At 42.6% G+C, this 12,499-nt stretch carries 12 protein-coding genes; 1 reads left to right on the top strand and 11 read right to left on the bottom strand.

All coding sequences use genetic code 11. The annotated features are described in order from the left end of the window. Window positions 1–125: 125 nt before the first annotated feature. Both mtnA and DW059_RS02800 read right to left on the bottom strand, forming a co-directional pair. Entirely contained in the window at window positions 126–1,184 is a 1,059-nt protein-coding gene (mtnA, locus tag DW059_RS02805; RefSeq protein WP_117697508.1) for an S-methyl-5-thioribose-1-phosphate isomerase, read from the bottom strand. Window positions 1,185–1,224: 40 nt separating this feature from the next. After that, a complete protein-coding gene (locus DW059_RS02800; protein WP_117697506.1) occupies window positions 1,225–3,123 on the bottom strand; it encodes an ABC-F family ATP-binding cassette domain-containing protein in 1,899 nt (632 codons plus the stop codon). 123 nt (window positions 3,124–3,246) lie between these two features. Between DW059_RS02800 and DW059_RS02795 the strand changes: the two genes are divergently transcribed. Continuing rightward, the gene (locus DW059_RS02795) at window positions 3,247–3,600 is read left to right on the top strand and encodes a cupin domain-containing protein (protein ID WP_022244169.1); all 354 of its coding nucleotides are present in this window, start codon (window positions 3,247–3,249) and stop codon (window positions 3,598–3,600) included. Here DW059_RS02795 and DW059_RS02790 read toward each other — a convergent pair. From DW059_RS02790 to DW059_RS02750, 9 genes are all read right to left on the bottom strand, one after another. Next, complete coding sequence (locus DW059_RS02790) at window positions 3,597–4,757, bottom strand: N-acetylmuramoyl-L-alanine amidase (RefSeq protein ID WP_117697504.1); 1,161 nt, start codon at window positions 4,755–4,757, stop codon at window positions 3,597–3,599. The genes DW059_RS02795 and DW059_RS02790 overlap by 4 nt on opposite strands. A gap of 28 nt (window positions 4,758–4,785) precedes the next feature. Next, window positions 4,786–5,718 (bottom strand): carbamate kinase, encoded by a 933-nt coding sequence (gene arcC / locus DW059_RS02785; RefSeq protein ID WP_022244167.1) that lies wholly within the window; start codon window positions 5,716–5,718, stop codon window positions 4,786–4,788. A 17-nt stretch (window positions 5,719–5,735) separates the two neighbouring features. Continuing rightward, a complete protein-coding gene (locus tag DW059_RS02780) occupies window positions 5,736–6,656 on the bottom strand; it encodes a sugar phosphate nucleotidyltransferase (protein WP_117697503.1) in 921 nt (306 codons plus the stop codon). A gap of 131 nt (window positions 6,657–6,787) precedes the next feature. Further along, window positions 6,788–7,294, bottom strand: a complete 507-nt coding sequence (gene purE, locus DW059_RS02775; RefSeq protein ID WP_022244165.1) for a 5-(carboxyamino)imidazole ribonucleotide mutase — start codon at window positions 7,292–7,294, stop codon at window positions 6,788–6,790. Window positions 7,295–7,343: 49 nt separating this feature from the next. Further along, window positions 7,344–9,437, bottom strand: coding sequence for an aminopeptidase (locus DW059_RS02770; RefSeq protein ID WP_117697501.1), 2,094 nt, complete (start codon window positions 9,435–9,437; stop codon window positions 7,344–7,346). A gap of 30 nt (window positions 9,438–9,467) precedes the next feature. Then, the gene (locus DW059_RS02765) at window positions 9,468–9,800 is read right to left on the bottom strand and encodes a DUF6142 family protein (protein WP_117697499.1); all 333 of its coding nucleotides are present in this window, start codon (window positions 9,798–9,800) and stop codon (window positions 9,468–9,470) included. 33 nt (window positions 9,801–9,833) lie between these two features. Continuing rightward, a complete protein-coding gene (locus tag DW059_RS02760) occupies window positions 9,834–10,304 on the bottom strand; it encodes a VanZ family protein (RefSeq protein WP_117697497.1) in 471 nt (156 codons plus the stop codon). A 28-nt stretch (window positions 10,305–10,332) separates the two neighbouring features. Beyond that, a complete protein-coding gene (pyrE, locus tag DW059_RS02755; protein WP_117697495.1) occupies window positions 10,333–11,010 on the bottom strand; it encodes an orotate phosphoribosyltransferase in 678 nt (225 codons plus the stop codon). Window positions 11,011–11,111: 101 nt separating this feature from the next. Continuing rightward, window positions 11,112–12,446, bottom strand: a complete 1,335-nt coding sequence (locus DW059_RS02750; RefSeq protein ID WP_242986067.1) for a sensor domain-containing diguanylate cyclase — start codon at window positions 12,444–12,446, stop codon at window positions 11,112–11,114. Window positions 12,447–12,499: the final 53 nt, after the last annotated feature.

Here is a 12,499-nt window from a genome sequence, read left to right as displayed (position 1 = left end):
CTTTTCGCTAAACAGGCGGTGTACGTGATCGACACCGCCTATATTTTTATTAAAACCTCATTATTACTATCATACCTTACTGATAGATACTTTTCAAGATATCAGTTTGCACAAAAATTGATACCTTATGCATTTCTCTTCGAAAGGATTTCTTTTAAGCTCTCCGTATATGGCTCTCTTGCGATTCCATACTCTGTTACAATTCCGCTTATTAAATCGTGATCTGTCACATCAAATGCCGGATTGTATACTTTGACGCCTTCCGGTGCCATCCGCTCCTGATACCACATCTCCGTCACTTCCTCTGCCGGACGCTCTTCAATGCAGATATCATCTCCGGTTGCTGTATTTAAGTCAATGGTAGAGGTCGGTGCACAGACATAAAAAGGTACATGATACCGCTTTGCTACCGTTGCCACAACGGAGGTTCCGATTTTATTTGCGGTGTCTCCATTGGCTGCCACCCGGTCGCAGCCTACAAATACTGCCTGTACCAGTCCCTGTTTCATAACGGTGCCAGACATATTATCACAAATCAGGGTCACATCCACCCCTGCTGCATGCAGTTCAAAAGAAGTAAGTCTCGCCCCCTGCAAAAGAGGTCTTGTCTCATCTGCAAATACATGAAAATGATAACCTCTTTCTTCCCCCAGATAAATCGGTGCTGTAGCAGTTCCATATTTACTGGTGGCAAGCTGTCCGGCATTGCAATGGGTCAAAATACCATCACCCGGCTTCACCAGTGTCAGCCCGTGTTCTCCGATACTTTTGCAGACCCGGATATCTTCTTCCTGAATCTCAAGGGCTTCTTTATGAAGCAATTCTTTTATCTCTGCAACCGGCTTATTTTTATTTGCAATGCAGACCCTCTCCATCCGGTTTAATGCCCAGGAGAGATTGACTGCGGTAGGACGGGAAGAATTCAAATATTCTTTCTGTTTCTGAAAAGTTTCATAAAAGACTTCATAATCCTCTGTTTCAATTTCTTTTGCCAGAAGATAAATGCCAAAGCCTGCTGCCACACCAATTGCCGGTGCGCCACGGACTTTTAATAAATAAATGGCATCCCAGATTTCCTGTGCACTCTTTAACCGGATTAGTTCTATCGTTCCCGGCAGCTTTGTCTGGTCGATGATTTCAATGGCATTCTCTGCATCTAAGAGTGTAACCGTTGCATAATCCATAATATTCTTACTGTTTTTTCCTTCTCCATAGCCTTATCTCCTACTTGTCCTGAGCCTTTATCCTGGCATTCAGTTCTTCTAAATACTCCCAGCGTTCCATCTTATGCTCTAATTCATCTTCCACTTTTATCTTCTCCTGGGTCAGCTCATTTAATTTTACAAAATCACTGGCAAAGCTTCCCATCTTCTCATCCAGTTCTTCTAACTTTGCTTCCAAAGCTGCAATATCGTCCTCGACGGTCTCATAATCCTTCTGCTCCTGCCAGGTAAATTTCAACTTCCTGCCGCTCTTCCAGGTCGCCTTGGAATCCTTCTTTTCGGCATTCTCTGTGGCATCTGCGTTTTCCGTCTGGTCTGCTTTCTTCCCGGAAGTCTCTGTGCCTGCATTTCCCACTGCTGTCTCATCCTCCGGCCGCTTGGCAAGATAATCCGTATAACCGCCCTCATACTGTCTTATGTTTCCCTGTTCAAATGCAAAAATCCGCTTTGCGATACGGTCAAGGAAATACCGGTCATGGGATACTGTAATGACGATTCCATCATAATTATCAAGATAATCCTCTAAGATTGCCAGTGTGGTAATATCAAGATCATTGGTCGGCTCGTCTAAAATCAGTACATTCGGTGCTTCCATCAATACACGAAGCAGATTCAGTCTCCGCTTTTCTCCACCGGAAAGTTTTCCGATAACGCCATACTGTTCTTCCGGTGGGAATAAGAAACGCTCCAACATGGCTGATGCGGACACCAGTCCATCCTCTGTCCGGACATATTCTGCCGTATTGCGGATATATTCAATAACCTTTAAAGACGGATCCATATAGGCAACTCCCGCCGATGCATCCTTTTCAATCTCCTGGGAATAATAGCCTATCTTTATGGTCTGTCCGATAACCAGTTCTCCGGCATCCGGCTTTACCCTGCCATCGATAATCTTCATCAAAGTGGTCTTACCGCATCCATTATGTCCCACAAATCCGACTCTGTCATTCTTAAGAAAGATATAGGAAAAATCCTCAATCAGCTTTTTTTCTCCATAGGATTTACTGATATGATGAAGCTCTACCGTCGTCTTTCCCATACGGCTGGAAACCGAGCTTAATTCCACCTGCTTATCAAACTGTGGTCCCGACTGGTCTCTAAGATTCTCATAACGTTTGATATGGGCTTTCTGCTTGGTAGACCTTGCCCTTGCGCCCCGCTGCATCCAGGCGATCTCCTTGCGAAGGATGGACTGCCGCTTCCGTTCCCCGGCAACTGCCATATCCATGCGCTCCTGCTTCAGATTCAGATAACCGGAATAATTTTCCTGATAACTGTAAATGGAGCCTTTATCAATTTCTGCAATACGGTTACATACGCTGTCCAGAAAATACCGGTCATGGGTTACCATAATCAGTGTTCCCTTAAAGCCCTTTAAGTATCCTTCCAGCCACTCTGCCATATCTGCATCCAGGTGGTTGGTAGGCTCGTCTAACAGCAGAATATCGCAGGGTGTTAAAAGTACTGCCACAAGAGCCAGACGTTTTCTTTCTCCACCGGATAAGTTTTTCGTCTTTTCTTCAAAATTATATACGCCAAGTCTTGTGAGCATGGATTTTGCCTTGCTCTCTAAATTCCACATCTGATAATCTTCCCCGGAAGCATCTGCCTGATTTTTCCGGTGTGCCGCTACCAGTACACTTTCTAAGACCGTCTCTTCTTCCCCAAATTCCGGCATCTGCGGAAGATAGCGGATTACCGCATGATTTGCCTTGGTGATTTCTCCAGCATCCGGTTCCTCTAAGCCTGCCAGCATTTTCAGTAAAGTGGATTTTCCGGTTCCGTTAATTCCCACAATTCCGACTTTCTCTCCTTCCTGCAAATAAAAGGAGGTATTGGAAAATAACTTTCTTCCGGTAAATGTCTTGGTTATATTCTCTGCTGATAATAAATTCATAAAGGTCTCCTGTATTTCTTTTTCATTCTTATTGGCAATAATTTTCTATCACAATACATATTTACATTTGACTGCTCACTGACTATACTGTAATGCATAGCACAACTATTCAGGAGGTAATATATGTATCATAGAGCATCTGAATTAAAACATATTTTTAACGAAAATATGAAAGGCGGAACCGGCACCGTTGAGATTATCCGTTCCGTCAATCCTATAGACTATGAAAGCCCAGCCAAGATGATTGCAAAACTCATCTTAAGACCGGGCTGTTCTCTCGGAAAGCATATGCATGAAGGGGAAGAAGAAATCATCACCATTCTCTCCGGTCATGCAGCCTATGACGATAACGGAACCATCGTTGCTTTAGAAGCCGGTGATACCTGCGTCTGCAAAAGCGGAGAGTCCCACAGCATTGCAAATGCTTCTCCAAAAGAAGATCTCATTCTCTTTGCTGTCATTAATTATCTTGCCTAATTACCGGCAAAATAAGCATCAATCCCATTGGCGATTCCCTGTGCAATCTGAGTCTGATAAGAGTCCGTTGCCATATTGGAATCTTCGGTGGGATTTGTCATATATCCCATTTCTACAATTGTTACCGGTACGGTACTCCAGTTAATTCCACTCATGGTATCAGTCTCCCACACATATTCCTTCTTTGCACCGGTCTGTGCACACAGACTGTCCAGTATATTCTGGGAAAGAGAGCGGCTCTGGCTGTAAAAGCTTCCTACATACGGATTGGACGCCGTCTGGCAGATTGTCATAGCCCCATTGGCTCCGCTGTTGGTAGATCCGTTGGCATGTATACGGACAAATGCTTCTGCTCCCGCATTGGTTGCAATGGCTGCCCGCTCGCTGTTACTGAGATTCACATCATTGGTTTCTCTTGTCATGACTACGGTATAACCTCTTGCTACCAGTTCATCCCGCAATTTTAAGCTGACGGATAAATTAAGCTGATACTCTGTCTGTCCGGTTGCAACGCCGGATGTTCCTCCGGTTACTCTTGCCTTGGTCTCAGAAGATCCCGGTGCTACCGGCTCCGGTGTACTGTCTCCTCTGCTCTGATGTCCCGGGTCAATGCAGATGACATGTCCACCGCTTCCGGATGTAATTCCGGTTCCCGCACTTCCAGTCAATGCTACCGGCTCCTGCGGCTTCTCTGTGGTCAGATAATCGGATGCTATATAATAAGTTCCTTCATCCAATGAAACCTGGCTCCAGCTTCCATCATTTGCAGTGCGGGTAAGTTCTTTTCCTGCAGATAATTTCTTATAAATCTCTGCATCGGTAGAAGGTTCTAACCTCACATTGACTCTTGTTGTCGTATAAACAGTCTCTTCTGCATAAACTACCGTATCCGGATTCAATACTGCCGGAACATGCTCTGTTTCAGTCTCTGTTTCTGTTTCCGTATCTACAACTTCTTCGGTGTCAATTACATTTTCTGTTGTTGGTACCTCTGTATTTGTTAATGTTTCTTCGGTATTCACATTCGCAACTGTATCGTCTTTTTTATCCTTCCCGCAAGCGGTCAGAAATACCAGACACATAACAAGCAACAGGCATACGGTAACTGCCGAGTGCCTGCTGCCCTTATGGAATGTGCTTCTTTCTGATGTTCTCATAGATTCCCTCACATTTCCCTATATCATCTTACTTATGAATCAAAGTTCCCTTTAATCCGCTGACACCATCTAATGCTTCCTCTAAGTTTGCAATCAGTACGGAACGGACTGCAGAATTGCCGATGTAATCGATTGCTGCCTGAATCTTCGGAAGCATGGTTCCTTCTTCAAACTGTCCCTCGTCCATATACTGTTTTGCTTCTTCTACGGTCATCTCATCCAATGGCTGTTCATTGGCTGTACCATAATTTAAGCATACCCGCTCTACACTAGTTAAGATAATGAGCTGGTCAGCATCTAAAAGCTCTGCAAGTCTGCCTGCTGCAAGGTCTTTTTCAATGACTGCGCTGGCACCTTTTAGATTATTATCCTGCTCTAATACAGGAATACCGCCACCACCACAGGCAATTACTACCTGGTCTGCATCGGAAAGTGCACGGATGGCATCAATTTCTACGATGTCCATTGGCTTTGGAGCTGCTACGATACGGCGGTATCCATCGCCCTGTTTTACCGTATGGTTCCCTTTCTTCTCTTCTGCTTCTGCCTCTTCCTCTGTCATGACACGGCCGATAATTTTGGTTGGATGATAAAATGCTTCATCGTATGGGTCTACGGTTACCTGTGTTAAAACAGTAGATACCGGTTTGTAAATTCCACGGTTTAATAACTCGGTACGAATGGCATTCTGCAAATCGTATCCGATATAGCCCTGACTCATAGCAGAGCAGACAGACATCGGAGTAGCAGTATATTCTGGATAAATTCTTGCGAATTCAGCCATTGCAGTATGTATCATTCCCACCTGTGGTCCATTGCTGTGGGAAAGAACTACCTGACAATCATCCTTAATATAATCTCCGATTGCTTTTGCGGTAAGCTTGGTTGCTTTCTTCTGTTCCGGAAGTGTTGTTCCCAATGCTTCATGTCCTAATGCAATCACAATTCTCTTCTTTTTCATGTTACAATCCTCCAATTCTATGCCCAAAGATTTTCCGGATAGACACCGTCTTTAATCAGTCCGCGGATGGAATCCACAACAAATGGTTTGTCCTCTAAATAAGTAACTCCAAACCAGCGGTCTGCTGTCTCATAAACTTTTACGGTTGCCTTATCCTGATTCAAAAGCAATTCCACAATATTTGGCAGCAGATACTCTTTCTTCATCGGATTGTCTTCAATATGTGCTAAGAACTCACGGAAGCCCTCTTCCAGATAATCAATAAAATCCGGATAGCCAGCCCACATGTTCATAGATACATTTACATCCGGGTGAATCCATTCTGCCACATCAGCTTCTTCACAATGTACTTTTCCTTTTTCATCGGCATAGATGCTGTGTGTCTCTAAAATTTTTTCAAGATAGCCACTCTTTTCATCTACCACACAGACACCACGGGTAACGGTTCCGTTATCACTCAGTGTGTTCTTCAGGATATATCCAGCCATTCCAAGGCGGAATCTTTCCTTATCCTCTTCATGATTTACCAGAAAATCATGCATCTTTACAAATGCTTCTTTTCCGTAATAATCATCTGCATTGATGACTAAAAATGGTTCCTTCACTACGCCTTTGCAGCATAATACTGCCTGACCGGTTCCCCATGGTTTTGTTCTGCCTTCCGGCACTGTAAAGCCTTCCGGTATATCATTGATATCCTGGAATACATAATCTACTTCTACCTGTTTTCCGATTCTGTTTCCAATGATTTCTTTAAAATCCGCCTCAATATCCTTGCGAATGATAAATACAACCTTATCAAAACCTGCGTCCACCGCGTCATAAATGGAATAGTCCATAATAATCTCGCCATTTGGTCCCATTTTCTCAAGCTGCTTAATTCCGCCGCCAAAACGGGAGCCAATGCCTGCCGCCATAATAATCAGTGTTGTTTTCATTCGTATTCTCCTCAACCTTATTTTTAAAACTTTTTTCTCTCTACCCTTTTCTTTTTCCTCTATTTCACTATTCTTATCTAATGATTTCGCCGCTCGTCAACGATAAAGGCATACTGACTCACTTACGCCTGCTATTTCATGTATTCTTTGTAGCCGACTTCCTGAAGCTTCTTATCCTTTGCTTCTACCTGCTCTTTTAAATTCTTAGAATATTCTTTTAATCGTGCCAATAATGCATCATCTGATGTTGCAAGAATCTTTGCTGCAAGAATTCCTGCATTTGCGCCACCATTGATTGCAACGGTTGCTACCGGAATACCGGTCGGCATCTGTACGATAGAATAAAGAGAATCTCTTCCGCCTAAAGATGTGGTATGCATTGGAATTCCGATTACCGGCATAGGGAAGATTGCTGCACACATTCCCGGAAGATGTGCTGCCATTCCTGCTCCTGCGATAATTACTTTAAATCCTTTGCTCTCTGCGCTCTTTGCATATTCAAAAAATACATCCGGCTCACGATGTGCGGAAATAATTGTCATCTCATACTCGATTCCAAGCTGTTCCAAAATATCTGCTGCTTTTGCCATTACAGGCATATCTGAATCACTGCCCATTACAATTCCTACTTTTGCCATTTTCTTTCTCCTTTTCTCATAGATACTTGTCCTTTTAGTATACACTGTTTTACGCCGGAAATGAAGTCTTATTTTCCAACGGCTCATTCAGTTTTTCTGTGCCCGGTACTACAAACCTGCCATCTCTTATAATATCCCCGGTACTGCCATCTGCCCGTTCAATATAAATGCAGTCTAATTCATCATACGGTATCGTAATATCCGTATGGCAGTTAAAGTATGCCTTACTCTCGTCTTCTTTCCGAAGAATTGAGATTTCATTATCCCTTGCCACAATTTCTTTGCCATCCGGATTATAAACCGGCGTATCCTCTGCCTGGGAATAACAGGTATCTCCCACTGCAAAATGTGGACCTGTCTTCTCTGCAATCAGAATCGGCAATTTATCTGCAATATCAAAGTCCTTTGCCATCCGGTATGCCGTGGTGTTGGTTCCAATAGCAAACTCCCCTAACGGCAGCGTATCATGGTGCATCAGCACATTATCATAAATATATTTATGGTTCTCTTCTTCACTGTCAAAATTACTGCAACTGTAATCCACAACTTTTCCATCTTCAAACGTCATTTTCAGGTTCTCATACCGGAGTCCGTTAAGATAGACATAAGATACATGCAGTACTCCGTGGGTTCCGGTCAGCACCGGTGAAGTAAATACTTCCCCTACCGGAATATTGACATCTGCCACGCAGTTTTCAAAGATAGTCTCTTCCTGTGGATTCTTAAGGCGGTATAATTCCACGGTCATATCTGTTTCGTTATTGCCTTTTCCCTTGATATGTGCCCGGACTCCCTGGTCTAATACTTCAATAATTTTCGCCTGCATATCCCGGTACAGGGTATAATCCAGTGTATTTAATTCTACCGTCTTATCAAAGATTTCTTCAAAGTTGCTGCCAATCTGCGGGAGCGGATAAGCAATAATCGTAAAGCTTCTTTCCTCTCCCTTAATATACTGATTGGTAATCTGCCCAGCCTGTGACGCATAATAGACATTTAATTCATTCTGCTTATCACTGTAATGGCAGGCAGTTTTTTTATTTTCCGGTTCAAATAACGGCTCTCCGAACACCTCGATTACAGCCGGACCTGCGTAGCCTGCTGCAAGTTCTTTCTTATCTTCATATACAGTCCGGAGTGTCTCTAATCGGCGTTCCACAAAGGCTTTATCTAAATATACTGCTTTATCTGCTTTATGGTCATAATCAAACTGACGGTTCACAGAAGCCGCATAGCAGCCCCGCTTGGAATTGCCGCGGTTACGGAAGGAAGAAAACGCCTCCCGGTAAATCGTCGGTTTTAATCCCATCTTCTCAAAATTTGCAATCGCTGCCCGCACCATGCGTTCCATTCCGATGGCATATTCCACATTTACGGTAGATTTTATGGATAAGTCTTTTCCAGTGGTAACAAAGCCAATCCGGTAGCCTTCCGTATAAGTATCTGCCATTGCCTGAATCTTCTCCTGCGGAAGCTGGTTCATATATTCTGCCATACGGATTTCATTTTCTCCGACTGGTTCTCCATAATAATAAAGGTATTTTAAATCCTGTAAATCAGAATCCATTACAATCCGGGTAAAGAAATCCCGGCTGGCATCTACCATTTCACAGACGCTGCGCTCTGTAAATAATTCACTGTAATCGTGGAAGAACCAGTAAATTGCCTGCTGCACTTCTTTCGGGGTTGTTCCCTCTTCGTCATTAAAACAGGTATAAACCTGGATAAACAATTCACAGAAGCAGGTATAGGCTTCCACATCGCCCTCATAAGCATAAGGGATCAGGTTCCGAAGCTCTGCATAGAGCATGCTAAGGAGTGTGCCGTATTCCTCTCCCAATGTTTCACAGGCATAATCCGGGTTGGCATAGCTTTCTTTATAATGCTCCGGCAAAATATCCTCATACAATGCTTCATTTATCTTCTGTAATGTTTCCCTGCTCTGGCTGCAGAAGCTGTCATTTAATACCTGCCGCAATACTTCTTCCGTTTTTACAATAAATGCTGCCGTTCCTTTAAAATAAGCACGGAACGGCTCACAAACCTCCGGTTCTGCCGCAAGTTCATGTATCCGTTCCGTTACCAAATCCAGTCGTTCTGTAATTGCTTCTCTTTCTTCTGCGTTTAAATTCTGATATTCCATACTTTATATCCTTTATATTTCTAATTTTGCCTACAACAGAATACCGCCTGCATAGACAGCTATCCAGATAAGCAGTGAAAAAATCGAGAAAAATGTAGCAGCATACGGAATGCTGCGAAATGAATTTTCCTCCTTCAGGCTTATAATTGCAAGAATCACTGCGGCTAATGCTGCAAAAAAGGCCAGGATTCCATAGCAGGCTATGTATATGCTTAAATTACCGGCACTTCTGAATGCAAGAACTACCATCACCACAAAACTGACCAGTGACAGTAATGCCAGAACAAGTGCTGTAATTCCTCTTTTCGAAAGTGTTTTTTCTGTAAATTTATATTTTCTGTATCCTCTTCGTCTTTTTCTCATGTTCTTTCTCCCGATACCATATTGTACCGAAGTCTATTCTTTCTGCTCAAATTTGTGACACCGGATATGATTTGCCAGCAAAAATCCAACATATCCAATTGCCCCGCCGATGGTATTTAAAATCAGATCATCTACATCAAAGCTTCCTACCTTGGATACAAGCTGTACCAGTTCCACCAGCAGGCTGAAGTCAAAACTCAAAAGCACTATCCGGTAGAACTTTCTCTGATTATGTGCCAGTAATGGCAGCAGCATTCCATAAGGAATAAAAGCGACAATATTTCCCAGAAGGTTAAAGCAGACTGCTTTCGTCCCCAGTACCTTCCGGTAAATAATAAACCGCTTGATTTCTTTTAAGGGCATAAGATTATAATGGTAGCTTCTTTCGGAATAGGTTCTTCCCATCATTTCTGAGAAGAACAGGAAATAGCAAAGCAGACCCAGATATATTACGAATAAAATCCATGCTCCGATACGAAGCAGTTTTCTCGTCTTCTGACTCAATTCCTTTTCCCCATTTCATTTTTGCTGTTTATTTTGCCCCATACTGCTCATAATATTTATCAATTGCTTCTTTCATCTTATCATCAATGATAAGCCTGCCCTGACAAGGACGGTTGTATAAACACTCTACCACATCTGCCATGCTGACAATTGCATTTGCAGGAAAACCATATTTCTCCTGAATCTCATCCAATGCGCATTTGTCTGTCTCAAGTCCTTTTTCCATACGGTTTAAGGATACCATCAGTCCAAGAATGGTTACATCTCCCTGTGCCTGAATGATTGGGAATGTTTCCTGAATAGATTTTCCGGATGTCGTTACATCCTCAATAATAACAACACGGTCACCATCTTTGATTTTGCTTCCAAGCAAAATTCCGGTATCGCCATGGTCTTTTACTTCTTTACGGTTAGAACAGTAACGAATCTCTTTGCCATAAAGACGGCTGAATGCGATTGTTGTTGCAACAGAAAGCGGAATTCCCTTATATGCCGGTCCAAACAGCACATCAAAATCGGTACCATAGTGGTTGTGAATTGCTTTTGCATAATATTCTCCAAGGCGGGATAACTGTGAACCGGTTACATATGCACCTGCATTCATAAAGAATGGAGACTTTCTTCCACTCTTTAATGTGAAGTCACCAAATTTCAAAACCTCACTCTCCACCATAAATTCAATAAACTCTTTCTTATATGCTTCCATGTATGAAACCTCCTGAATATGTCAACAGTGAAATATCACTTTTTTCTTTTACCTAATTTCTTATGCTACCATACTTCCCTGAAAACCTCAATGCATTTTTCTTAATGGCGCCGGTCTATACCTGCATTATTATAATAAGCTGCTTTTTCCTGATACATTCTGCGTTCAGCTTCCATCAGCAAGAGGTCAAATCCACGCTCCCAGCTTTCCTGCCATACTGATCCGACTGCCATTACTACATCCTTTTTCTTCATGCCAGCCTTCATACGTTCTATCCGCTGCTTCAGTTCCTCTTCTCCGATACCTGCACACAGTGCCAGAAGTTCATCCCCTCCAATACGGAACAGTCCATAGTCTGAAAATTCCTCACGGAGTAATTCGCCGGCACGCAGAATGAGCTGGTCACCTGCCTGATGACCTAAAGTATCATTTACCCTTTTCAGTCCTGTAATATCGCAATACACCACACCAAAGCATGAAGTCCCTGATGCATCTGTAACATACTGTTCCATGGCGAACCGGTTTCCAAGTTTCGTAAGCTGGTCACTATAGCTCATCCGTTCCAATTCCCGCACCAGATTACGCCTTCTGATGCTGGAGACAATAAAATATCCCATAATCTGAAGCATATTAGAAGTATAATCCAACATTTTTTCGGGAGGATTATCAACTCCATAAAAACCGATGATTTTCTGACCTTCATACAGTGGAACTACTACCAGTGTTGAAATATTCTGTTGTTTCAGATTCTCATACTGCAGTGGATCACTCTCACGTATATTTTCCAGATTACCAATGATAATATTTTTGCCTTCCCTAAAATTGCGGTACCAGTTCTCGCATACTTCAGCCGGAACATTCTGCAAATTATCTTTCTCAGGCCTGATACCATTCGCTACCCATTCATAGGTGTTATCGTCATTTCCCAATAAGTTTTTTTCAAAAATATAGGTACGTTCTCCATTCAATGCCTTTCCAAGATATTCCAGGATAATTTCCAGCGACTGTTCTGATGTAGGGGCATTTAACGAAATTCTTATGCCCTCATTTATAATAGCCTCCATATTTTCATAGTTTTGAATCAGACTTCCCTGTTTTTCTTCGTTGCTGACATCCAGTGCAATTTCTACCCGGTAACGTCGACCATCCTGTTCCAGCATAGTATCCTTCAACAACAGATGTTTGCCAAGAACCGGATTATAATACTTCCATTCTTTAAACTCACCTTCTACCAGTTCCTGATTATTGCACATACTACAAGGGGCGGCATTATGCTGCATCACCTCATAACATTTCTTTCCTTTTATTTCCTCCTGGGTCTGAAATCCAAAGTTTTCCCGTGTTTTCCGGTTCATATACACAAGTTCATATGTATCAACATCTGAGACATATACAAGTTCATCAAGATTTTCAAAGAAATTCCAAATCTTTTCCACTGTTTCTATCCTTTCTGGCAATTACATTACTTACCTTTTATCTCTGGACATCA

This window comes from Roseburia sp. AF42-8 (genome assembly GCF_003435965.1).
Lineage (GTDB): Bacteria > Bacillota > Clostridia > Lachnospirales > Lachnospiraceae > Roseburia_C > Roseburia_C amylophila.
The sequence above is the reverse complement of the archived record's forward strand: the minus strand, read 5'-3'. Positions and strand labels throughout refer to the sequence as shown.